21 protein-coding genes, 1 pseudogene and 2 riboswitches are annotated in these 24,344 nt (G+C 35.6%); of the genes and pseudogenes, 16 read left to right on the forward strand and 6 right to left on the reverse strand.

Features of this window, described 5'->3' with window-relative positions; all coding sequences use genetic code 11:
- Positions 1 to 47: 47 nt before the first annotated feature.
- Entirely contained in the window at positions 48 to 1,049 is a 1,002-nt protein-coding gene (locus ACTQ5K_RS00190; protein WP_441993138.1) for a sensor histidine kinase, read from the reverse strand.
- Positions 1,046 to 1,735 (reverse strand): response regulator transcription factor, encoded by a 690-nt coding sequence (locus tag ACTQ5K_RS00195; RefSeq protein ID WP_441993277.1) that lies wholly within the window; start codon positions 1,733 to 1,735, stop codon positions 1,046 to 1,048. Before ACTQ5K_RS00195 ends, ACTQ5K_RS00190 begins: the two co-directional genes overlap by 4 nt.
- 693 nt (positions 1,736 to 2,428) lie before the next feature.
- Here ACTQ5K_RS00195 and ACTQ5K_RS00200 point away from each other — a divergent pair.
- The 7 genes and pseudogenes from ACTQ5K_RS00200 to ACTQ5K_RS00230 all read left to right on the forward strand — a co-directional run.
- Positions 2,429 to 2,749 (forward strand): annotated as a pseudogene (locus tag ACTQ5K_RS00200) (methyl-accepting chemotaxis protein); the annotation flags it as partial.
- A gap of 145 nt (positions 2,750 to 2,894) precedes the next feature.
- Positions 2,895 to 2,996, forward strand: a riboswitch (purine riboswitch).
- Between the two features lie 165 nt (positions 2,997 to 3,161).
- Positions 3,162 to 3,770: a xanthine phosphoribosyltransferase gene (locus tag ACTQ5K_RS00205; RefSeq protein WP_031540438.1), complete on the forward strand. Its 609-nt coding sequence runs from the start codon at positions 3,162 to 3,164 to the stop codon at positions 3,768 to 3,770.
- A 1-nt stretch (position 3,771) separates the two neighbouring features.
- Positions 3,772 to 5,079, forward strand: coding sequence for a nucleobase:cation symporter-2 family protein (locus ACTQ5K_RS00210; protein ID WP_031540437.1), 1,308 nt, complete (start codon positions 3,772 to 3,774; stop codon positions 5,077 to 5,079).
- Positions 5,080 to 5,372: 293 nt separating this feature from the next.
- Positions 5,373 to 6,200 carry a 3-deoxy-8-phosphooctulonate synthase gene (gene kdsA, locus ACTQ5K_RS00215; RefSeq protein WP_031540436.1) on the forward strand — a complete coding sequence of 276 codons (828 nt, stop codon included), beginning with the start codon at positions 5,373 to 5,375 and terminating at the stop codon, positions 6,198 to 6,200.
- A 17-nt stretch (positions 6,201 to 6,217) separates the two neighbouring features.
- Positions 6,218 to 7,201, forward strand: coding sequence for a KpsF/GutQ family sugar-phosphate isomerase (locus ACTQ5K_RS00220; RefSeq protein ID WP_031540435.1), 984 nt, complete (start codon positions 6,218 to 6,220; stop codon positions 7,199 to 7,201).
- A gap of 8 nt (positions 7,202 to 7,209) precedes the next feature.
- Positions 7,210 to 7,731 (forward strand): KdsC family phosphatase, encoded by a 522-nt coding sequence (locus ACTQ5K_RS00225; protein ID WP_031540434.1) that lies wholly within the window; start codon positions 7,210 to 7,212, stop codon positions 7,729 to 7,731.
- Between the two features lie 438 nt (positions 7,732 to 8,169).
- Positions 8,170 to 9,351: a NupC/NupG family nucleoside CNT transporter gene (locus ACTQ5K_RS00230; protein ID WP_441993142.1), complete on the forward strand. Its 1,182-nt coding sequence runs from the start codon at positions 8,170 to 8,172 to the stop codon at positions 9,349 to 9,351.
- Positions 9,352 to 9,407: 56 nt separating this feature from the next.
- Here ACTQ5K_RS00230 and ACTQ5K_RS00235 read toward each other — a convergent pair whose 3' ends face one another.
- The 3 genes from ACTQ5K_RS00235 to ACTQ5K_RS00245 all read right to left on the reverse strand — a co-directional run bounded on the left by ACTQ5K_RS00235 (position 9,408) and on the right by ACTQ5K_RS00245 (position 10,866).
- Positions 9,408 to 9,998 carry a DUF421 domain-containing protein gene (locus ACTQ5K_RS00235; RefSeq protein ID WP_109767432.1) on the reverse strand — a complete coding sequence of 197 codons (591 nt, stop codon included), beginning with the start codon at positions 9,996 to 9,998 and terminating at the stop codon, positions 9,408 to 9,410.
- Positions 9,999 to 10,181: 183 nt separating this feature from the next.
- Entirely contained in the window at positions 10,182 to 10,586 is a 405-nt protein-coding gene (locus ACTQ5K_RS00240) for a YkvA family protein (protein ID WP_031540431.1), read from the reverse strand.
- Positions 10,587 to 10,683: 97 nt separating this feature from the next.
- The gene (locus tag ACTQ5K_RS00245; RefSeq protein ID WP_235250406.1) at positions 10,684 to 10,866 is read right to left on the reverse strand and encodes a hypothetical protein; all 183 of its coding nucleotides are present in this window, start codon (positions 10,864 to 10,866) and stop codon (positions 10,684 to 10,686) included.
- Positions 10,867 to 10,903: 37 nt separating this feature from the next.
- Positions 10,904 to 11,020: riboswitch (cyclic di-GMP riboswitch) on the reverse strand.
- 503 nt (positions 11,021 to 11,523) lie between these two features.
- Between ACTQ5K_RS00245 and ACTQ5K_RS00250 the strand changes: the two genes are divergently transcribed.
- The 5 genes from ACTQ5K_RS00250 to ACTQ5K_RS00270 all read left to right on the forward strand — a co-directional run bounded on the left by ACTQ5K_RS00250 (position 11,524) and on the right by ACTQ5K_RS00270 (position 16,382).
- Positions 11,524 to 13,218: a spore germination protein gene (locus tag ACTQ5K_RS00250; RefSeq protein WP_031540429.1), complete on the forward strand. Its 1,695-nt coding sequence runs from the start codon at positions 11,524 to 11,526 to the stop codon at positions 13,216 to 13,218.
- The gene (locus ACTQ5K_RS00255; RefSeq protein WP_251627645.1) at positions 13,215 to 14,426 is read left to right on the forward strand and encodes a Ger(x)C family spore germination protein; all 1,212 of its coding nucleotides are present in this window, start codon (positions 13,215 to 13,217) and stop codon (positions 14,424 to 14,426) included. Before ACTQ5K_RS00250 ends, ACTQ5K_RS00255 begins: the two co-directional genes overlap by 4 nt.
- Entirely contained in the window at positions 14,426 to 15,535 is a 1,110-nt protein-coding gene (locus ACTQ5K_RS00260) for a GerAB/ArcD/ProY family transporter (protein WP_031540427.1), read from the forward strand. The genes ACTQ5K_RS00255 and ACTQ5K_RS00260 overlap by 1 nt, the downstream gene beginning before the upstream one ends.
- Before the next feature lie 99 nt (positions 15,536 to 15,634).
- Positions 15,635 to 16,111, forward strand: coding sequence for a hypothetical protein (locus tag ACTQ5K_RS00265; RefSeq protein WP_031540426.1), 477 nt, complete (start codon positions 15,635 to 15,637; stop codon positions 16,109 to 16,111).
- 118 nt (positions 16,112 to 16,229) lie between these two features.
- Complete coding sequence (locus tag ACTQ5K_RS00270) at positions 16,230 to 16,382, forward strand: hypothetical protein (protein WP_155986809.1); 153 nt, start codon at positions 16,230 to 16,232, stop codon at positions 16,380 to 16,382.
- A 194-nt stretch (positions 16,383 to 16,576) separates the two neighbouring features.
- On the opposite strand, the gene ACTQ5K_RS00275 is transcribed toward ACTQ5K_RS00270, so the two are convergent.
- The gene (locus tag ACTQ5K_RS00275) at positions 16,577 to 18,211 is read right to left on the reverse strand and encodes a PucR family transcriptional regulator (RefSeq protein ID WP_251627643.1); all 1,635 of its coding nucleotides are present in this window, start codon (positions 18,209 to 18,211) and stop codon (positions 16,577 to 16,579) included.
- A gap of 185 nt (positions 18,212 to 18,396) precedes the next feature.
- Here ACTQ5K_RS00275 and ACTQ5K_RS00280 point away from each other — a divergent pair, with 185 nt between their 5' ends.
- From ACTQ5K_RS00280 to hydA, 4 genes are all read left to right on the forward strand, one after another.
- Positions 18,397 to 19,773: an aspartate aminotransferase family protein gene (locus ACTQ5K_RS00280; RefSeq protein ID WP_031540423.1), complete on the forward strand. Its 1,377-nt coding sequence runs from the start codon at positions 18,397 to 18,399 to the stop codon at positions 19,771 to 19,773.
- Between the two features lie 407 nt (positions 19,774 to 20,180).
- Positions 20,181 to 21,554, forward strand: coding sequence for an NAD(P)-dependent oxidoreductase (locus tag ACTQ5K_RS00285; RefSeq protein WP_109767400.1), 1,374 nt, complete (start codon positions 20,181 to 20,183; stop codon positions 21,552 to 21,554).
- Between the two features lie 15 nt (positions 21,555 to 21,569).
- Positions 21,570 to 22,856: an NAD-dependent dihydropyrimidine dehydrogenase subunit PreA gene (preA, locus tag ACTQ5K_RS00290; protein ID WP_441993148.1), complete on the forward strand. Its 1,287-nt coding sequence runs from the start codon at positions 21,570 to 21,572 to the stop codon at positions 22,854 to 22,856.
- A gap of 57 nt (positions 22,857 to 22,913) precedes the next feature.
- On the forward strand, positions 22,914 to 24,332 hold the full coding sequence (hydA, locus tag ACTQ5K_RS00295; RefSeq protein WP_031540420.1) for a dihydropyrimidinase: 1,419 nt from the start codon (positions 22,914 to 22,916) through the stop codon (positions 24,330 to 24,332).
- Positions 24,333 to 24,344 lie beyond the last annotated feature (12 nt).

Below are 24,344 nucleotides of genomic sequence, written 5' to 3' on the forward strand. Positions count from 1 at the left end.
AAGAGGCATGTGACATTTTTGTCATATGCCTCACACAAACTCTGTTTTTAGTGAAGAAGTTGATCAAATGCATTATTTTTCGGAAAGGTTAGAGTAATGGTTGTACCTATGTTTATTGTTGACTCCACCTTGATGGTGATTTTTAGTGCATCTGCAATTTTTTTAGATAGATATAATCCCATCCCGGTTGCATGAGTATTTTGATGTTTAGAGGTAGACGTAAATCCTTTTTCAAAAATTCTAGGTAAATCCTGAAGTGTGATTCCAATTCCATTATCTGTTATATTCAAACAAGTATAACCATGATTGTCATAGCTCATTATTATAATATCTGAATTGTTACTATATTTTACCGCATTACTTAATAGCTGTCTGATTATAAAGGATAGCCATTTTCCATCCGTTAGGACAGTATTCTCTTGTAAGTCTACATCAAATCCAATTCCCTTTTGTATACACCAGGACTGCAATGTTTTAATTTCGTCAAAGAGGATATTCTCTAGATTTATATTTTCTATGTATAAATCATTTTGAATAAAAGAAAATCGTTTTTGGTGCAACTGTTGATCTAGAAGATGATGAATTCTTAACCATTCAAACGTTAATGCAGCTTTCATTTCATGATTATCAATGGAGTCAATTAATAAACGTAATGCTGTTAATGGTGTTTTTACTTCGTGAATCCATGAAAGAAGTTCATCTTTTTCAAGTTCAAGCTGCTGAAGATTTTGATTCCGCTCTTTCTTTAGAGTGGTAGTCTGTTTACTAAAGCTTTCGACGATTATTTTTTCATAAGGTGTTTTTGCTTTTGGTAAGGTTGTATGGTCTAAATCATCCTCACGAGTAGATAACCCTTTATAAAAGGTTGTTTCCTTTTGGTATTGGAAGATAGCGAAGAGAAGAAACAAAAGCATGCTAATAAAGCAAATATAGCCCATTGAATAAAAAGAGATGGTCTCATCGATACTTGCCATAAATAATTGAAACAGTTGTAGAAATAGAATAAAGATAATCCAGCTTTTTTTTTCAATTAAATATTGTTTAATCATTTTATGTCCTCTTCAATCGCCATATATCCTTGGCCAACTTTTGTTTCTATATTGCTACCAAGATGGAGCTCATCGAGTTTTTTTCGTAAGCGATTTACATTTACTGTTAACGTATTGTCTCTAACGAACCGTTTATCATTCCAAAGTTCATTTATAAGATGATCTCTAGAGACGATTTTATTTTTCTGCTCTAGTAGGATTTTTAAGATGAACATTTCATTTTTCGTTAGTTCAATTTCTCCTACAGCAGAAGTTACCGTATTTTTTTCGAAATCTATTGTGGCATCGCACCATGTTTTAAGTAGCGACTGCTCTAAGCTGTAATTATAAACACGGCGGAGAATTGCCTGTATTTTTGCAATTAAGACATCAAAATGAAACGGTTTTTGCACAAAGTCATCTGCTCCGAGCTGCATCGACATAACCATGTCAGTTGGGTGATCTCTTGAGGATAGGAATATAATTGGCACGTTTGAATGGCCCCTTATCATTCGACACCAATGAAATCCATCATATTTAGGAAGCTGGATATCGATAAGCACTAAATCAGGTTTTATCTCCGTAAATTCCTGCATGACTCTATTGAAATCATTTATTCCAAAAGCTTCATAGGACCATTGCTCTAAGCGTTCCTTTATGGCATGAAATAATGTTTGATCATCTTCGATTAAAAGTATTTTAAACAGGGAAATCACCACATAATAGTTAGGTATTAATCCTCTTTTTTGTCAATAATAAGAAGAGAACTAATATCATTATAACATGTTGCAATATATTCCAATACGAAAGAGTCGAAATCAAAAGTAAAATATTGTGAAAAAATGGTATGTTTATGGTAGTATATTGAAGTGATTTAGAAAGATTGGAGTGCGACAACTGTGATTAAACAAGTAGAATCCTTAGAAGATATTATTCCTATAGTTCCCATTATTAAAGCAGCAATTCCTGCTGATCTCTCTATTGCAATTTGCGATAGGGACAAATTTATTGCTTATTTTCCTGGAAAGGTTATTGATTTACATATTAAACCGAATCAAGCTCTGCAGCCTGATGAACCATTGAAAGAGGCAATACGTGAAAAGAAAACGCTAAAGCAAGAGGTGCCAGCAGATTTTTACGGTTTTGAATTTATTGGAACAGCTTCTCCGATTATCAATACAAAAGGAGAAGTGATTGGCGGAATAGCTGTTCAGTTAAAAAGGCAAACAGAGATACGAAATATCGTAGATGAAATAACAAGATCTTTATCACAATCACAAGAACATATTGATAACATAGCCGATGGATCGCATTCCTTAGTGGATTTTTCCAAACTACTTTTAGAGCAATCAAATGTTGCAGAAGAAAATATAAGGAAAACGAGTGAAGTAGTTTCGATTATAAAAAAAGTGGCCGATCAGACGAATCTATTAGGATTAAATGCTGCTATTGAAGCAGCAAGAGCTGGAGAGAAGGGGAAGGGCTTTGAGGTAGTAGCGAATGAAATACGTAAATTCTCAAAAGAAACAGTCAACTTTACACAAACTATTTCTCAAACGATGGAAGAAATTAGAAACACTACTAATGCAATCAATGAATCAATTGAAAAAATTGCGGCAATTGGTGAAAAACAAGCAGACTCGATTCAGCATACATCCGTCTTTATGGAACAAATATTAGAAATGGCTAAAAAATTAAATGACTACTCAAATAAGCTATAAATAGTGTTTTGAGATTGTTGAAAAATTGTCAGAATATTAGTGCCTAAGTAGATGTTATAATAAAAATAGATGGAAACTTTTCCCCTTTATAAAATTATGGTTTTCATTTCAAAGAAAATCCGTTATAATCCATTATGTTGTCAAATAATCTAACAAAATAACCACTCGTATAATAGCAGGAATATGGCCTGCAAGTTTCTACCAGATGACCGTTAATCATCTGACTACGGGTAAGCGCATAAAAATGGAGATATACTGATCTATTGCCTAAATAGAGCAGTTTATTTTGCTCGAAAAAGCACATTCGCTTACTCATAGAGTAAGCGAATGTGCTTTTTTTCGTATTAAGAGAGGACAGTCATTACGAATACTTTGGTAACACTGTTCTCTAAAAAAGGAGAGAGTCTAGTTAATGGATTTATTGAAGAAGAAAATTGAAGAAGAAGGTATTGTTTTAAGTGATCATGTATTAAAAGTAGATTCATTCATTAATCACCAAATGGACCCTCATCTGATGAAAGAGATTGGCCTTGAATTTGCTAGATTATTTAAAGAAGCAGGAATTACTAGAATCTTAACAATAGAGTCATCTGGTATCGCACCAGCTATAATGGCAGGGCTGGCATTAGATGTTCCTGTAATTTTTGCAAGAAAAAGAAAATCCCTGACATTAACAAGTGATTTGTATACAGCAACGGTTTATTCCTTTACTAAACGAGAGTCAAATGAAATTACTGTTTCTAAAAAGTATATTCATCCAGAAGACCATGTTCTAGTAATTGATGACTTTTTGGCTAATGGACAGGCTGCTCTTGGCTTAGCGAACATTGTCGAGCAAGCTGGTGCGACTGTAAGTGGGATTGGGATATTGATCGAAAAATCATTCCAGCAAGGAGCAGAAGAGTTAATCGCAAAAGGCTATCGATTAGAGTCTTTAGCAAGAATTGCATCTTTAAAGGGTGGAAAAGTTACATTTGCTGAACAACGAATACACGAAGGCATTTATGCAGGAGGATATTAAAATGGAAAAAATGACAGCAAAAACTTGGTCTGTAGGTCTACAACATGTACTAGCGATGTATGCAGGTGCTGTGCTCGTGCCTTTAATCGTTGGTGGGGCTCTAAACTTAACATCAGAACAATTAGCATACCTTATTTCAATCGACCTATTAACTTGTGGGGTAGCGACATTATTACAGGTTTGGAAAAACAAATTCTTTGGAATCGGTCTTCCTGTTATGTTAGGTTGTACATTTACAGCTGTTGGTCCAATGATTGCAATTGGAACTAAGCATGGAATATCCGCTATTTATGGAGCAATTATTGTTTCTGGTATTATTGTCGTTCTTATTTCATCTATTTTCAGCAAACTAGTAAAATTCTTTCCGCCAGTTGTTACTGGCTCTGTTGTTACAATCATAGGTCTTACTTTAATTCCTGTAGCTTTTAATGATATGGCTGGTGGAGAAGGTAGTGCAGATTTTGGTAACCTAAAAAATTTAGTTCTTGCTTTTGGTGTGTTAGCAATCATTATTTTACTTAATAAGTTTACAACTGGATTTATCAAAACAATCTCTATTTTACTTGGTATTATTATTGGAACCATTATTGCATCATTTATGGGGATGGTTCATTTTTCAGAGGTAGGAGAAGCAAAGTGGCTTCATGGAATTACTCCGTTTTATTTCGGGGCTCCAACCTTCGATCTTACTTCTATCATTACGATGACACTTGTTGCTATTGTGAGTTTAATTGAATCAACAGGCGTTTATCTAGCACTCGGAGATATTACAAACAAAGAGGTATCTGAAAAGGATCTAGCGAAGGGCTATCGTTCAGAAGGAGTGGCATCTGTTATTGGTGGAATATTTAATTCATTCCCTTACACTGCGTATTCGCAAAATGTTGGGCTTGTTCAGCTAACAGGTGTAAAAACGAAAAATGTCATTTATGCAGCTGGTACGATTTTAATTATTTTAGGCTTTATTCCTAAAATTGCAGCTATTACAACATTGATTCCAACTCCAGTCCTTGGGGGAGCTTCTCTTGCGATGTTTGGAATGGTAGTGTCCTATGGTATTAAAATGCTTGGAAAAGTAGACTTTAATCAACAAGGTAACTTATTAATTCTTGCATGCTCAATAGGGATGGGACTTGGTGTAACTGTCGTTCCTGATATTTTTATGAAATTCCCAGAAAGCATCCGCATTCTTTTCCAAAGTGGTATCGTGGCAGGTGGAATAACCGCGATTATATTAAATATTTTATTTAATATTATTCCAGGTTCTCGAGTCAAAACAACTCAAATGGAAGAAAAGACAATAGCTTAATTCATTTCCTAAGGCAAAGCTTTATGAAGAGAGACTTTCCTAATATAACGGAAAGTCTTTTTTTGTCAGAAAAATAACGATGTTTTAGGGGGAAATAAAAAAAGTGTGTCAGATAATGTAACAAAATCCTTTTCAAAACATCTTCTTTCATATATTATGTAAACTACACGGTATATAATTAGAAAATTCCAAAAAATATCCTTTCCCTTATCCATCTCATCTACCACATTTTGCTTATAAAACATCATTCAGAATAATTTTAAGGAAATTCATTTATAGAGGAGGTATGTACCATTACACAAAAAGTTATATTAAACGATACTATTGTCTTTGGAGGCATGGAACCCTTTGTTCTAATTGCTGGTCCCTGTGTTATGGAGGATGAGAAACTTGTTATGGAAACGGCTGAACACCTAAAGGAATTAACAACAAAGCTAAACATCCCTTTTATCTTCAAGGCATCCTATGACAAAGCAAATCGCTCTTCCATTCATTCTTTTCGAGGACCAGGTTTGGAGAAAGGTCTTGAAATGTTAGCTAAGGTAAAAGAAACATTTGATGTGCCAGTTACATCAGATATTCATGAGCGAGCCCAAGCGATTGTTGCAGCAGAAGTATTGGATGTATTGCAAATACCAGCTTTTTTATGCAGACAAACTGATTTATTGGTTGCTGCCGCAGAAACAGGAAAGATTGTGAATGTGAAAAAGGGACAGTTTTTGGCACCGTGGGATATGAAAAATGTTGTTACTAAGTTAAGAGAGAGCGGAAATGAACAGATTTTATTAACGGAACGTGGTTCCACATTTGGCTATAATAATTTAGTTGTGGATATGCGATCTCTTATAACGATGCAGGAATTAGGGGTACCAGTCGTTTTTGATGCCACACATAGTGTTCAAATACCAGGCGGCAATGGAACAACAACTGGTGGAAAAAGAGAATTTGTTCCCTATTTATCAAGAGCTGCAGCTGCAGTAGGGATTTCTTCCATATTTATGGAGGTTCATCCGAATCCTGATGAAGCAATGTCTGATGGACCAAACATGGTGAAATTAGCCGAGTTAGAGGAAGTGTTAAAGCCAATAGTGGAGATTGATGCACTGGTGAAAAATCTGTAAGAATGGGAGTGATTTATATGCAAGAAATTAATTTACCGAAATTCGATTACACAGATACATTAGCAAACGTTTTAGAAAAAGAAGCACAAGCAATATTGGATTTAAGAGATATGTTGGATAATTCAGTAGAAGATGCCATTCAACTAATTTTATCCTGTGAAGGGAAGGTAGTGGTAACGGGTATAGGAAAGTCAGGTATTATTGGTAGAAAGATACAGGCGACTTTCTCAAGCACAGGAACACCATCCTGCTATTTGCATCCATCTGAAGGGTTGCATGGAGATTTAGGGATGGTGACTTCAGATGATGTTGTACTCGCTATTTCAAATAGTGGAGAAAGTGATGAAGTACTACGATTACTTCCTTCCATAGAAACGATTGGAGCGAAGTTAATTGCTATTACGAAAAATGTATTTTCCACTTTAGCAATGAAGGCTGATGTAGCTCTATGTCTAGGGGAGTTTGAAGAAGCATGTCCGTTAGGCTTAGCACCAACAACAAGCACAACTGTAACCCTTGCCTTAGGCGATGCTATTGCTATTGCGTTATTAGAAGCACGAAAGTTTAGACCAGAGGATTTTGCACTTTATCATCCAAATGGTTCTTTGGGTAGGAAATTATTATTAAAGGTCGACGATATTATTTTTCATACGAGGAAAAACCCTATTGTCCGAGAAGGAGACAAAGTGAAAGATGCCTTATTTGCGATGACAGATCAAGGTTTAGGAGCAGCATCGATTGTGAATGAAAACGATCAATTAATAGGGGTTCTTACAGATGGAGATATCCGTAGAGCCTTTGCCCTCTCGATGGATGTCATGAATGAAAATGTCGAAAATTTAATCTCTGCTCCGTCGATTGTAATTGAAAGAGGTGCTTTAGCTGCTGAAGCCCTGCAATTAATGGAGGAGAAAGAAATAACCGTACTCCCAATTGTGGATCCCTATAATAAACCAGTTGGAATGCTCCATCTCCATGATTTAATGAAGTTAGGCATTTAAGTAATTACATGGCGATTAAGTTAATTGTATTAGACGTGGATGGAGTATTAACAGATGGGAGACTGTATATTGGTTCAGACGGAACGGAGTATAAAGCTTTTCATACCCAGGACGGAATGGGGATTAGTCTAGCTAAACAAGTAGGGATAAAGACTGCTATTATAACGGGCAGGAAGTCTGAAGCAGTTAGAAAAAGAGCAGAAGAGTTAAAATTTGACTATGTTTTTGAAGGAATTCATGATAAGTTGATAACACTTCAGAAGATAATCGATGAAATAGGAATAGGGTTTGAGGAAGTATGCTATATGGGTGATGATCTCAACGATATTCCTATTTTAACAAAGGTAGGATGGCCATGTGCTCCCAAAAATGCGATTGATTTTGTGAAAAATCAAGTCGCATTTGTAGCTGAATCAAATGGAGGAGATGGTGCAGTTCGAGAAATGATCGATTCTCTTCTCCTGCAAAAGTATAGTCAAGAAGAAATAGTTCAGCTTTTTTTATCAAAAAAAGCAAAGATAACACAATAGTAAGGATTGGAAAGTGCGAAAGTACTTTAAAATAGTGTCCTTTTACACAGTGTGAATAATGCATATGAAACTGCAAAGCAAGAAAAGGAAAATATTCATTAAAGAATAAGAAGTAGAATATATAATAGGATAAAAGGAAGCAATTTTAGGGAGTACTTTCTAAAATTGCTTCCTTTTATTTCTGTGATTTTTGGAAAAGAATTTTGAATCGTAGAAATTAAATATATTTAGATAATTTTTTGAAAGGTTTTAATTTTATTAATTTAACCTGATATTCAATTAAAGGATGACAATGGCCTAAATATAAGGTAACATCTAAAACTGTATATCGTTTTTAATGTATTAACAATGCTTATCGAAAACATATTAACTATATTGAGATAGTTTTATGTTAAGGAGAAAGGCTTGTTTTTGTTTCTTATTTAGGAGGAATTTTCTATGTCGATTTTAGTTGGGATATTAGGTATCATCGTAACGATAGCAATTGCCTTTTTACTATCAAATGATAAAAAAAGGATTAATTTCAGAGCTATCCTCGTATTATTTGTGCTTGAATTTATTGTTGCACTAATAATGTTTAAAACTACTGTAGGACTAAAAATAGTTGAAGCTACATCCAATGGAGTTTCCAAAGTTCTTAACTATGGGAATGAAGGTGTTAGTTTTGTTACAGGTGGATTAGTTCCAGAAGGTGGAAGTGTATTTTTTATAAATGTACTGATGCTTATCATTTTCACTTCTACTTTATTATCTTTATTAACCCACATAAAAGTTTTGCCGCTAGCGATTAAATATATTGGTGGGGCATTGGCGAAAATTACTGGGTTATCAAAGGTAGTTACATTTAATAGCATTAACTCTATCTTCTTTGGTCAATCTGAATCACTTATTGCGATTAAAACACATTTAGATTCTATGAATGCCAATAAGCTATTCATTGTTTGTACATCTGCTATGGCATCTGTATCTGCATCCATTATGGGAGCATATATGGAAATGATTCCTCCGCAATATGTACTTGCTGCTATGATTTTAAATGCATTATCTGCATTAATAATTGCAACATTAGTTGCTCCTATTTCAAAAGATGAAGATGAGACAATTAACATTAAAGATGTTTCCAACACCAATTCTGTATTTGGAGCAATCTCAGCAGGCGCTTTAGATGGTGGACGCGTTGCTTTAATTGTTGCCGCTATGCTAGTTGCTTATGTAGGTTTACTTGCTTTAATTGATGGTTTCTTTACAAGTATTTTCGAAATCGGATTTACTGGATTATTAGGATATGTATTTGCGCCGGTTGCTTGGATAATGGGGATACCTGTCAGTGAAATTGTAACTGCTGGATCTGTAATGGGTACGAAATTAGCTGCAAATGAATTTGTAGCAATGCTGCAATTCCAGCCATTGATTGGGGAGTTATCAGAGAAAACAGTAGGAATTGTCTCTACATTCCTTGTATCTTTTGCAAACTTCTCTAGTATTGGGATTATTGCTGGATCGATACAAGCGATTAATGCGAAAAAAGCAGATATCGTTGCAAAATTCGGTTTGAAAATGTTATTAACAGCAACACTTGCTTCTACTTTAACAGCGACAATTGTTGGGTTGTTTTTATAATAACAAAAAAGGGACTGTCCGAAAGTCATGTTACAGACTTTTGGAGTCCCTTTTATTTATTGAAGCCACTTAGGATTATGCTGATCCTGCTCATTTATTTCGCTGAAGATATTGTTTCCATTACTCATGGTCTGAGTAGGATTAGGATTTTGTGGATTCGAAAAATACGTATGCATTATTTTTTGAAATTCTCCAACTGTTAGAGGCTTGGCGTTCTCCATATATTCAAACCCTAATTGACCATTAGGCTCGATTGTCGCATGTTTTATGTCCTCTATTTTACTGATACCATTGTTTCTTAAACGCATTTCTAATTGATCTACTGTCAATCTTAACTTTTTTAGCACTTTACTATTTATTTGTCCGTTATTAATCACTACTTTTGATTTACCTGTTATAAACTTTTCAAATCGATTTGATCTAAGCTGTAAGAACTCTAAAAGGAGTATAGTGACAACAAAAATACCCGCACTAATAATAGCTTTAAAAGTACTTTTTTCGACAATCGGTTGAACAATAATGGTTCCTAAAGAAATCATAATAACCGTTTGAGCTAGTGTCATTTGAGAAATGGATTTTCTACCAGCCAAACGGAGTAGCAATATTCCGGAAAGTATAAGTATGATTGACTGCCATATATAAGACAAAGATAACACCATCCTATTTTTAAGATAAAGATAGTTTAGCCTTGACTTCAATAATTATCCTAGAAATACTTAGGTTGTTTGCTTTCGGTTACTTTGATTTTTGGGAATAAAAAAGCAAGCGAAGAAAATAGTTGATATTTTTTCACCTGCTTTATTTTTAGGACATTAGAGATCTTTTTTTCGTTAATGCAATTTTTTATCTATATCCGTGGTATCCACTTTGTTACCAAACCACTCTGCAAGCTTTGTTCTTGCTTTAGATTTAATATCATCATCAATATACATGGCTACTTGGAGTAATGCAATCCCTAAAGCACCTAAATCATCGGTGTAGCCTATCCCAACTAGAAAATCAGGTATTAAATCAATTGGTAAGATAAAATAGCCTAAAGCTCCAATAATAGTTGCTTTTACTTTTTTAGGTACATTTGGTTTTTGTAAGGTGTAATATAAAAGTAAAACCGCATAAACAACAGAGGAACCTGCTTTTTTACCAAACCTTGCAAGTTTCTTCCAGAATTTTTCCTCGGAATAATGCTTTCCTGCTACCGATATTTCTTGTTCTAATTTTTCTTTTGAATCTTCCATTATGAAAGCTCCTTTCCTAATGGTTTCCATGCCTATTCTTATCATGATTATATGCCCTTATTCCGTATAAGTAAAATATTTTCATGTTGGTTAGGTTTTACTTCTCCAATAAAAAAAGGAAAATACGAAGCCATCCAAAAAAAGAAATCCATAATGGAGTGCTTATGAGCATGCCGAAAAATAAGCCTCTTCCTATATGGCCAGTTTCAATAGAATCAATTTGTTCCTTCACAATTCTTGCTCGTTTTATTATTAATTCATCGTTATTTTCCTGTCTCAATTTTCTAGTCCCCTTCATCTGAATCGTCGAAGGTATATTCGGTAGCTGGCTGGCAAGAATATGAAATGATTGGAAATAATTCCGTCTACCTTTATACTCTGAAGCCCCTATAGCTTTGCGTCATCATTTTTCAATGATTTTGCCCTTTCGTCGATTAGTTAAATTATATACTTAGACTAGTACAAAGTAGTCCATTATACCAGTATCCAAAGACCTACAAATCTTAGTCAACAGTAAAAATAATTAATAAAAAAGTGATTAGAGGTAAATGATATAGGAGAACACTCTTCTTTTGGAAATTATCTCAAATAGAATAAAAGAATTAGAACTTCTTCTCCTCTTTCGAATTTTTCTTTTTTTTCTTTCCTTTTCCCCATTTTAGGATGGATTTTCCATTCATTAAGCACCATATAATGATGGGGGACAAAATATTAAATGTTAGAACAAAAATAACAATCATCCACAAAAGCCATTCTGTATTTATAACATTTTTATATAGCCATGTATGGTAAAAATTCAAAATATCTCCGCCTTTAAATATGTTTCTTGTCACTTGTTTATACGAAAAAAAAACCTTTTATACATTTTCTTGTTTAACGAATAGAAATTCCTTCACTTGGTTAGGAAGAATAATAGTAAATAGTAAGGGTGGACGAAATGGAGACAACAAGCAAAGACAAAAGGTTCACAGCGGAATTAGAAAAAAATATAGCGATAATTAGAAGGGAATTAGGAGATAGTATCGACCTTGTTAAAAGGAATATTTTCTTTCTAGGGAATAGACAAGTTTCCTCCGTTCTTTTTTATATTGACGGTCTCGCTAGTGTAGAGCATGTGGAAAAAGTAATAGATGCGATGATGTTTGAAGGAAATGAATTTATTAAAAGAAATCAATTATTAATTTCCGATCTTCAAACTTTGATTGAACAACATGTTTTAATGAATACTTCTTTTTCCTTGATTGAAGAAGTGGAAAAGGCCCTTATAGCAATCCTTTCTGGTGATAGTATTCTTTTTGTAGATGGGTGCCAAAAGGCTTTTCATATCCAAACAAAAGGATGGGACACAAGAAGTGTGGATGAGCCGCAAACAGAGCAGGTTGTCCGCGGATCAAGAGATGGCTTCACCGAAAGTATACGTACTAATACTGCGCTAGTTAGAAGAAGAATCCGTGATCCAGAGCTAAGGTTAGAAACAATGAGTATTGGTTTACGGACAAGAACAGATGTAAATATTGCATACATTAACGGAGTAGTAAAAAAAGGATTAGTAGATGAGGTAAAGAAGCGATTAAATCGAATTCAGATTGATGGAATTCTGGAAAGTGGATATATAGAAGAAATGATCGCTGATTCTCCTTTTTCCCCGTTTACTACCATAATGAGTACAGAAAGACCAGATAAAGTGGCTTCAGCTTTGTTAGAGGGACGAGTAGCTATTTTTGTCGATAATACACCGTTTGTTTTAGTAGTTCCTACATATTTTTGGCAGTTCTTGCAGGCGAGTGATGACTATTATATGGGATTTATGGCAGGGAGTTTTTTTCGAATCATTCGCTATATTGCCTTTATTATTAGTCTCACGCTTACTTCAATTTATGTCATGCTAGTCAGTTTCCATCAGGAGATGATTCCTACTCCATTAGCATTAACCATTGCATCTGGGAGAGAAATAGTACCATTTCCCGTCCTTTTAGAGGCGCTATTAATGGAGATTACCTTCGAATTAATGAGGGAAGCGGGGCTCCGGATGCCAAAGCCGGTTGGGCAGGCTGTTAGTATTGTGGGCTCTCTTGTTATTGGACAGGCAGCTGTTCAGGCAGGGATTGTTTCCCCTTTTATGGTTATTGTAGTAGCGGTCACTGGGATATCGTCTTTTGCAATACCAAATTATTCTGCCTCTTACTCCATACGGTTAATTCGCTTTCCTTTATTAATTGCATCAGGAACGCTAGGATTACTTGGCTTTTCGGTTATGTTTACTTTATTGGCAATTCATGCGCTGAGTATTCGTTCTTTTGGGGAATCTTATTTAGCCCCAGCAACTCCTTTTCAACCAAATGATCAGAAGGATACACTTATTCGCTTTCCTTGGTGGGGGATGAAAAAAAGACCTCAGCTTGCAGATGGTGACACGATAAAATTAGGTAGCCATCAGAAGCCAAAACCACCAAATAAAGTGAAGGATCCAATAGAGAAGAATAAGGACAATCAATCAGAATCAGGAGGGGAAGAAAATCAAAAACAAGAGACTAAATCAAATATGGAAAGCAGAGATAATAGCGATATAACAGGCTTAAGAAGATGGAAAAAGAAAACCGGGGATAATAAAGGAGAGAAAAGAAAGGAATGAAGCTAGCTAAGTTTTTTATTTTCATTATTTTTAGTTCATTATTATTGACTGGTTGTGCTGGCAAAAGAGAAATCAATGATCTTGCCCTAGTAATGGCAGTTGGGATTGATAAGGGGTCAAAGGATGGAATGGTAAAGGTTACGGCACAAGTTTCTAGACCGGGAGACGCCAGGGGACAGACTGGTGCTCCTATAGGTCAATCAGGAGAAACATCATGGAATGTTGAAGCAGAGGGAGAGACTATTTTTGAAGCGATTCGAAATTTGACTGGCATTTCGTCGCGAAGAGTATTTTGGGCACATAATTTTATTATAGTAATAAATGAAGAAGTAGCAAAAGAAGGCATCGGAGATATTATTGATTTTTTTACAAGAAACCCAGAACTTCGAATGAAAACATTGGTTGCCCTTACCCCAGATAAAGCAAGTGAAATTACATCTACAATAACAAGTTTAGAAGTAGTTCCTGGAGAAGCATTAAGTAAATTATTTCGATATGCCAATATTTCAACCCTTGCACCCCATACGGAAATAAAAGACTTGCTAGCAGCATATTTAAGTGAGTCTACAGAGCCCATACTTGCAAGGCTAACCCTTGAAGAAAGAAAAATTGATAGTCTTAAACCAGAGGAAGGCGCAAAAGTGAACCAAGTTGAGTTATCTGGAGCAGGTGTTTTTAAAAACGATAAATTGGTAGGGATATTACAAGCAGATGAATTGCAAGGAATTATTCTTTTTAGAGACAAGATTGATTCAGAAGTAGTAGTTATTGATTGTCCTAAAGAACCAAAGAATGAGATTAGTGTCGAGTTAAATAAGCAAAAGTTTGATGTGGAACCAACTTATAAAAATGATAAAGTTAGTTTCAATGCTAAGCTAGATGCTACTGTCACTGTAGTAGAAGCAGGCTGTCCATTCTCTATTAGTGATAAAGAAGCTGTAAAACAATTAGAAAAGTCTGTAGAAGCTAAATTAAATGATGACATCAATAAGTCTATTGAGAAAATCCAAAAGGAATATCAATCCGATGTATTAGAATTAGGAAAAGTATTTCAAAATAAATACCCATATGAGTGGAAGAAGATGAAAAAGGATTGGGCAGATACATTTGCAAATGCAGAGATAACTCTTAGCATTCAAGCAAATGTAGAAAGTGGTTCATTATTATTCCAGCCTACAATATCTGGGAAAGAAAGGGAGGGAGAATAATGAAGGTGCAGATATCCAATGGTATGCTAATGGCATTAATTATCAATATGCTTTATGCAAAATCCATTGGCATGACACAAGGAATAATGGCACGTGAAGTGAAAGGAGATATTTGGATATCAACTTTCTTCTCCACTTTTCAGGGAGTTCTTCTAATTGCTCTAATCGTTATAGTAATGAAACGTATACCTGAAGGAGATTTAATTGATCAATTTCACCGCATTTTAGGGAAATTTCCCGGGAAACTTGTCGCTATTTCTGTGTTTGTATTTTTTGTGGGCGCATATGGGAGTATTATGGCAACATTTGTTTATCATTTAAAAGATTATTTCTTGCCAGAGGCTCCCACCTTATTATTTGTTTTAGCTGCCTTCTTAATCGGTATTTATGCTATTCATTTTGGAATTGAAGTGGTTGCAAGAATGGCATTGATTGGAGTATTCTCTATAATTGCTTTGAACATCTTGCTAATGCTTGGATCTCTTAGTAATTTTGATATAAGAGAGCTTCAGCCAGTTTTTCAATCAGGATTTAAAGAAACGGTTTGGGCGAGCCGTCATCATAATACAGATTATGCGATGGCTGCCATGATGATTTGTATGATTCTTCCTTTAGTAAGGGACAAAGAGACATGGATAAAATCTTCCACAGCAGGTATTTTTTATGGTGGAATAATCATCGTTATGTGGCCAATTCTCGAAACAGGAGTGCTTACAGCAGACGTCGCAGCCCAGTATATTGTTTCCTGTATGCAAATGGCAAGGAGTGCGGAAATTGGTCTTTTTATCCATCGTTATGAAATGATTATGATTGCATTTTTTGCGTTATCGATTTTAACTCAAATTATTATGGCATTTCTCTGCTCATCCATAGCTGTTCAAAAGCTATTGGGATTAAAAGATTACCGTCCAGTTATTATTCCTGTAGGTCTTATTTTAAGTGGCTCTTGCTATTGGCTAGTAAAGGATCATCATCGAGCAATGCATTTTATAGAAGGTCCATGGGTATATTTGAGCATTGGAACGGTGGTTGGATTAATTGGTATATTATGGATTTCGGGTCTTGTTTTTCGTAAAAAATGGAAAGCAAATTATGAGGTAAAGCAATAGCTTAGTCGTTTTCTCTTAAGGGTGGAGGTTACTATAACCTTGCACCTTGACTGGGTGAATTGCATAGATTAATACATCAAAAAAGAAAGGGGAAAAATGATGTATTTTCAGCCTTATTATCCTTACTATGTTCAACAAGTATCTCCACAACAAAATAGAATAATCTTCCCGCCGATTGGTGGAGGGACTGTTCCACATATACCTCCAATCGGAGGAGGCGTTTTGCCGCCATTTCCTGGAGGTGAAATGCCACCAGCAGGTCCAGGAGGACATCCTGCTCATCCGGATGCTCCAAATATTGGGGGTGGAGCAGATCACGGACCACCAACAACACCGCCACCATCCTTTACACCACAATTAAATCAGTCGTCTGTAAGTACTTTTGCAGTCGATTCTGGTTCAATGAGACCTTGTCTGTTCCGTTTTACTTATGTTTGGCTAGAGAATGGTCGAGGATTTTGGTTCTATCCAACTTTTGTTGGACGACATTCCATTGCAGGATATCGTTGGCGAATGAATCATTGGTCTTATTACGGCACAGATACTAACCGCATTCGTTCTTTTCAGTGTAATTAATAATAATAGAAAGGGAGGTGAATTTAAAAATGTTCACCTCCCTATTCTGTTGATGAATAAATAATAATGAAAACCAAAAGAAGCAGATGCTTGAGGGAAAGTGGTGTTCATAGGGAAGATGAAAACCAAAAAGTGCAGGCAACAGAGAAAAAGTGGTGTTCATCCGGAAGATGAAAACCAAAAAGCAGAGGCAACAGCAGAAAAGTGGCGTTTATCCCAAAAACGAAAGCCGAAATTCATAAAAAATAAGGGGAAACCGGCGTTGCCTTAAACATAAAAGCCAGAATTCCCCATTGAATAGGAGACAAACAGCGGAATGTACCATTCTTCTCTCCAATCAGGACGGCTACCTAAATAATATTCGCCTTACCATAAAAGTAACAACCTAACTTGCCTCTTCCCCACGCAAAATAGGTCCCCACCCAAAATATGAAATAACAAAATCGAAGCATAGTAGAAGTCGAATTATTTTGCATCAGCAATTAGTTGATCTTTAACGTACATCTCGTCTTCTTCTAAGGAAAAGGCCTTTATGGCAACTTCAATTGCTAATCGATTAGACGAATGCATAAAGTCGGGGCCGAGAATTCCTTCAAGCTTCTCTATGCGGTGATAAAGGGTCTGTCGTACGATAAATAAGCGCTCAGAAGCTTCTTTTTTATTGCCGTTACAGTCTAAATAGATAGTAAGCGTTTTAAGGAGTTCGCTATTATTCACTCGATCATAATCGATCACTTTTCCTAGATGAACGTCGATATACGCTTTAATAATATTCGTTTTTAATAATGGAAGAACTAAATGGTAGATTCCTATTTGCTCATAAGTATGGGAATCAATTAATTTTTTCTGTTTTAAGAGGATGATTTGCTTTGCTTCTTCATAGGCAGTTCTTGCTTTAATTGGTTCTTGATGAATGGAACTGATACCAAAAAATGTTTGTGCAGGAAAATAAGTCTCAGTAAGTTTTGATATTTTATCAGTGATTTGTTGCCAATTTACTTTTTTTTCTTTGGAGAGATTCATATATATCATTACTATTAATTCTTGGTGTCGGAAGGAGATGATGGGATGAAATCCTAATTTGTTGAAAAAAGGGCGTAATAATGTTAAGAGATAGAGTTTAAATTCTTCCCCTTTACTGGAATTAACTTGTTCATCTTCAAGTAGTGGCCAGCAAATAAGTCGGAAAGAATGGGAAAAACAATACATTGGTAAGATGTTCTTTAGCTGGTTACTTTCCAAGTTTTCCATGTTAAGGAGTGAATGAATCAGCTCTGCCTCGTCGCTTTGCTTTCGTTCTTCTATCGTTCGATTGCGAAGGAGAATATGAGAAAGTGCAATTGATGCTCGATCTAACATAAGAGCAGTAAGCTCAGAGGAAGGGAATTTGCTAGTTTCTATTAATAGATAGCCCCAAACTTGTTCGAATACTTGCACTGCATTCACGCTAAATGATTTGTTATTTAAACAAAATGTTGATAATGTTTTTGGTTCATTTGAATGGTTATTTATTAATTTTCTAATGGCAGCTTCCGTTTCCCCTTGATTAGTAGGGTAGTAGTATTTTTCATTACTTGTAATGAAAAAGCATGGACTTTGGAAATATAGAGATAGCTCCTGAAGGATTTTTAGTATTCCGTTAGGTTGCAACGAAAGCTTATTAAAATTCTGAGATAAGCGGTCAAGATCCAACATATTTTGATGATGTCGATTAATCAACAGGGAATGAATATCTTGGGTTATATCAATGAATCTCACCGTTTTCTCAAAAATTATGATTGGATAATTTTGTTGTTCTGCTAAAGATAAAAGGTTCCTAGGAATTTCATGCATAAAAGAGCCTAATTCAATACATAATCCAGCTGTTTGCTTTTTTATCAATGTTTCTACATAGTTTCTTTGATTATCAGAATCTAATAATCCGATGCCAGTAGTTAAAATTAATTCTCCTCCATTGATAAATAAATCGATATCCTTCACTTCTAATATATGACACCAATTAATTACTCTATTTAATCCATTTACACCTGTCAATACTTTCGCGTGCTGAAACGTATGTCGTTTTAATGCTTCTTCAACCGTTAATTTGCCAAGAACCATTTTGAGCACCCTCCTATATGTAAAATAAAATATTAAAACATTTGACACCATGTAAAATGAAAATAGTGAGAATAATCTGTAAATTATATAGTATCTTAGTTAACAAGCATCGTCAATTAATTGTCCTTTCTTTTATGGCAATTAAAAAAGTACGAATGCTTAACCTGTTTTTAAGGAGTGGTTCCATGGAAAAAACAAAGACAGATTCATTAATTGAACGGGATCAAAGTAATGTTTGGCATCATATCTCTCCATATGTTGAAGAAAACCCAGCAATGATTGCTGTTAAGGGGGAGGGATCATGGATTATCGATTATGATGGGAATCGCTACCTAGATGGAATGTCTGGACTCTGGTGTGTCAATATCGGATATGGAAGAGAGGAATTGGCAAAAGCAGCATATGAACAAATGAAAGAATTATGCTATATGCCCTTAACCCAAAGCCATATTCCGGCTATAAAGCTTGCAGAGAAAATTAATGAATGGCTAGAAGGAGAATATATGATTTTCTATTCAAATAGCGGTTCAGACGCGAATGAGGTCGCCTTTAAATTAATTCGTCAGTATCATCAGCAAAATGGAGAGCATGGTCGATTTAAATTCATTTCAAGACACCGTGCCTATCATGGAAGTTCAATGGGAGCCTTATCGGCAACGGGACAGGCACTTCGAAAATATAAATATGAGCCCCTTGCAAGTGGATTTCTTCACATCTCACCTCCAGATTCCTATCGGAGACCCGACAATATGTCAATAGAGGCATTTCATTCTATGTTGATGGAAGAATTGGAGAGAAAAATAATTTGGGAGCAAAAGGAGACAATTGCAGGGGTTATTATGGAGCCGTTGATAACGGGAGGAGGAGTATTAATTCCGCATCCTTCTTATCTAGAAAAGGTACAGGAGCTTTGTAAAAAATATGGAATCTTACTTATTATGGATGAAGTAATTTGTGGCTTTGGAAGAACTGGCAAGAAATTTGGTCACCAACATTTTAATATCAAACCAGATATTGTAACGATGGCTAAAGGGTTAACAAGTGCTTATTTACCTTTATCTGTAACAGCTGTTAAAAAAGAAATTTTTGAGAAGTTTAAAGGAACAGAAGAAAATGTCCATTTTCGCCATATCAATACCTTTGGTGGGAATCCATCTTCTTGTGCTGTTGCCTTAAAAAATCTCGAAATATTAGAAAAGGAAAATTTAGTAGAAAAATCTGCTCAGAGTGGGATATATCTTTTAGAACATCTAAAAAATGGCTTACATAGTCATCCAAATGTGGGAGATATAAGAGGATTAGGACTAGTTTTGGGTATAGAGCTAGTCGAAGATAAATTTACAAAGGTGCCTGTATCATCTAAATATATGGCTAAGATTGTTGCAGAATGTAAAAAAGAAGGACTTATAATAGGGAAAAATGGGGACACAGTTGATGGATACAATAATATTTTAACACTTAGCCCGCCATTATCATCTACAGAAGATGACCTAAACTTTATTATTTCTGTCTTAATGAAAGTGCTACAAAATAATCAATCGACTCAGAAAGTTCTTTCTTAGATAAAAATCGAAGTACCAAGAATATTAATTACGAAAGAAAATCTAACATGTTTAGCAACAATTTTAAGAAAATAGTAGGATATTGTTAATTTTCTATAAAATCCATTTACTAAATATGTCAATCAGCTTATAATAGGGAAATCTTATCCTATAAATGTTATGAAAACTAACATCATCAATCGTAACTTCTTCTTCGTCGTTTAACATTAAAACAACTATTCTACTTATTCTACAACAACACTTACTTAAACAGATTTAATTCCATACAAGACTCCGACACGGTAGAGAATTTTTTTCATGTCCAATAGGCTGTGATTTATTTAATACTAATTAAAGAGTTTGTTGTATAAACAGCCTATTAATTTTTCTTAATCGCAATTTAATAACCAATTTAAAGGAGGTCGATTATGAGAAAATCTAATGCTACGCTTTCTTATGAACAGTTATTGGCTAATTTCTCTGAAGTAGAAGAAGCACTTTCCAATCAGGAGGCATTAGAAGAAGCAAATCGTTGTCTATATTGTTATGATGCGCCTTGTATAACGGCTTGTCCAACTGGTATTGATATCCCTAGTTTTATTAAAAAAATTGCTTCAGGAAACTTGAAGGGATCTGCGAAGACAATTATGTCAGCAAATCCTGTCGGGGCAAGTTGTTCTAGAGTCTGTCCAACAGAAGAATTGTGTGAGGGAGCTTGTGTGCTGAACAATTCAACAAAACCAATTATGATTGGAAACCTTCAGCGATATGCAACGGATTGGGCGAGGTATAACAACCAGGTACTATTTAAGCGAAATGTCCCTCCAATAAATAAAAGCATCGCAATTGTAGGCGGTGGTCCAGCAGGACTTTCAGCAGCAAGAGAACTGGCGCTACTCGGGTATAATGTCACTATTTTTGAAGCGGAAAGTAATGCGGGAGGTTTAAATACATATGGGATTGTCTCCTTCCGTCTTCCAAAAGAAGTTTCTTATTGGGAAGTAGAACAAGTAAGAGATTTAGAAGTTGAAATCCGGACGAATACAAGGGTTGGAGAGGATATTTCTGTACAAGAGATTCTTGAAAACTATGATTCGGTATTGCTTGCGATTGGAATGGCTAATGTACCTAATATAGGTATTCCAGGTGAAACATTAACTGGCGTTTATGATGCGATTGAGTTTGTAAAAGAAACAAAGACAAAGCCATTATCGACAGATTTAATTGGAAAAAGGGTTGCAGTAATTGGCGCTGGAAATACAGCGATAGATGCTGCAACTTGTTCCATTCGCTTAGGCGCCGAGAATGTCAAAATAGTATATCGGCGTACAGAAGCCGAAATGTCTGCATATGATTTTGAGTACGAATTTGCAAAACAGGATGGCATTGAATTCAGATGGCTAACTGCTCCGAAAAAAATTATTGGGAATGAAAAGGGAGAAGTTATTGGCTTAGAATGTGTCAAAATGATGCTTGGAGAACCAGATGCAGATGGTCGAAGAAGACCTATTGAACAAGAAAACTCAGAATTTATATTGGAAGTAGATGCTGTAATTAAGGCAATTGGGCAATCTAGATATATAGATTTAATCGAGGAATTCGGATTAGAACATGATCAAGGAATTGTCAACATTCACTCTGCAACCTATCAAACTAGTAATAGTAAAGTATTCGCATGTGGTGATGTTATATTTGGAAAAGGGCAAGGTGAGGCTATGGTTGTATCAGCTGCACAGCAAGGGAAGGAAAGTGCCTATCATATTCATCAATCTTTTCTTTCGAAAAAGATGGAAACCGCATAACAAAGGAGGAATAGCATGGCAGACTTACGTGTTGATTTAGCAGGTATTAAATCACCAAACCCGTTTTGGCTAGCTTCTGCTCCGCCAACAAATTCTGGTTATCAAGTGCAACGCGCCTTTGAAGCGGGTTGGGGAGGTGCTGTGTGGAAGACACTAGGAGATCCGATTTTAAATGTATCCTCAAGGTTTGCAGCTGTAAGCTTTAATGGGCAAAGGGTTGCGGGTTTTAATAATATTGAATTAATTACCGACAGACCATTAGATGTAAATTTAAAAGAAATATATGAAACAAAGAAAAGATTTCCCAATCATGCCATAGTTGCTTCTTTAATGGTGGAACCAAAGCAGGAAAAATGGCATGAAATTGTTAAAAAAGTAGAGGCAGTAGGTGTTGATGGATTAGAACTTAATTTTGGCTGTCCACACGGAATGGCAGAAAGAGGAATGGGGGCTGCATCTGGGCAAGTTCCAGAGTTGGTTGAAAAGCAGACATATTGGGTGAAGGAAGTAGCACAGACACCTGTAATTGTAAAATTAACCCCTAATATAACGGATATAACTGCAACTGCAGAAGCAGCAGTGAATGGAGGAGCAGACTCCATTAGTATGATAAATACAATTAATAGTTTAGCAGGGGTAGATATTGATACTTGGGATACGATTCCTCATGTTGCTGGAAAAGGGGCCCATGGTGGCTATTGTGGACCAGCAGTCAAGCCAATCGCATTGCATATGGTAGGAGAATGTGCTAGAAATCCATTAATTAATGTTCCTATTTCAGGAATTGGCGGCATCTCCAATTGGCAAAATGCTGTGGAATTTATGCTAATGGGAGCAACAAATGTGCAAATCTGTACAGCTGCTATGCACCATGGTTTTCGAATCGTCGAAGATATGATAGATGGGTTGAATAATTATTTAGATGATAAAATTCTTTCATCTGTTATGGAATTAGTAGGGAAATCTGTACCGAAATATTCGGACTGGGGAGACCTCGATTTAAATTACCAAATTGTAGCACAAATCAATAATGACGTTTGCATCAATTGCAATAAATGTCATATTGCTTGTGAAGATACAAGTCATCAATGTATTGACATGCTAAAGGATAGTAATGGAAAAAGCTATTTAAAGGTAAGAGAGGAGGATTGTGTAGGATGCAATCTCTGTTCCATTGTATGTCCAGTGGATGGAGCCATTGAAATGATAGAAGTTGCTCATTCTATGCCTGCGATGACATGGAATGAACGACAAGCCGTAATTGGAGCATTTCCTACTGCATTAGGAATAGGAAATAAGTAAATTTTTTCAGCTGAAAAAGATAATGTTCAGACCTAAAAAGTAAATGGAGGAATGACCATGAAAAAAATTATTAAAAATGGTTGTATTGTAACAGCAACTGATACGTATAATGCAGATATTGCAATGGAAAATGGAGTAATTACCCAAATTGCCGAGAACATAATAGATCTTCAGGCTGAAATCATTGATGCAAAAGGAATGTATGTTTTTCCAGGAGGCATTGATCCGCATACGCATTTAGATATGCCGTTTGGGGGGACAATGACGAAAGATGATTTTGAAACAGGAACAATGGCTGCTGCGTTTGGAGGGACGACTTCTATTATTGATTTTTGTTTAACGACGAAAGGAAAAAGCTTAAAAAGCGCAATCGAAACTTGGCATGCCAAAGCTAAAGATAAGGCAGTGATTGATTATGGATTTCATTTGCAAATAGTAGAAGTAACAGATCTGGTGCTAGAGGAACTACAGGAAATGATCACAGAGGAAGGCATCACTTCCTTAAAAGTATTTATGGCATATAAAAATCAATTTCAAGCGGACGACGAGACATTATTTAAGACGTTAATAGCAGCAAAGGAATTAGGCGCACTAGTTATGGTTCATGCAGAAAATGGGGATGTAATTGATTATTTGGTAAAAAAGGCATTGGAAGAAGGAAATACTGACCCCATTTATCATGCATTAACAAGACCACCAGAAGCAGAAGGAGAAGCAACAGGTAGAGCTGCAACATTAACACAGCTAGCCAATTCACAACTTTATGTTGTCCATGTTTCCTGTGCAGAAGCAGTGAAACAATTAGAGGAGGCTAGGAAAAAAGGAGTAGATATTTGGGGAGAAACATGTCCTCAATATTTGGTATTAGATCAATCCTATTTGGAAAAGCCTAATTTTGAAGGAGCGAAGTATGTATGGTCTCCGCCTTTAAGAGAAGCTTGGAATCAAGATGTATTATGGAATGCATTGAAAACTGGTCAACTGCAAACATTAGGATCAGATCAATGTTCATTTGATTTTAAAGGACAGAAAGATTTAGGGAGAGGCGATTTTTCAAAGATACCGAATGGTGGACCAATTATTGAAGATAGAATGAGTATTTTATTTTCTGAAGGTGTAAAAAAAGGAAGAATTACCTTAAATCAATTTGTAGAGATAACTTCCACTCGTGCTGCCAAGTTATTTGGTCTATATCCGAAAAAAGGAACGATTGCTATTGGTGCAGATGCTGATATCGTTCTTTTTGATCCAGAGACAGAAAGAATAATTTCCGCTGAAACACATCATATGGCTGTTGATTATAATCCGTTTGAAGGCATGGAGATTATAGGAGAGCCAGTTACGGTATTTTCAAGAGGGGAATATGTGATTAAAAATAAAGTATTTGTAGGGACAGCAGGTAAAGGTCAGTATTTAAAACGTGCAAAGTATGGAGAAGCATTATCTGCAAAAAGCAAATCACTAACAATGAAGTAGTAATGTATGATT

It is taken from the genome of Niallia sp. Sow4_A1 (genome assembly GCF_052116745.1).
GTDB lineage: Bacteria > Bacillota > Bacilli > Bacillales > Cytobacillaceae > Niallia > Niallia hominis.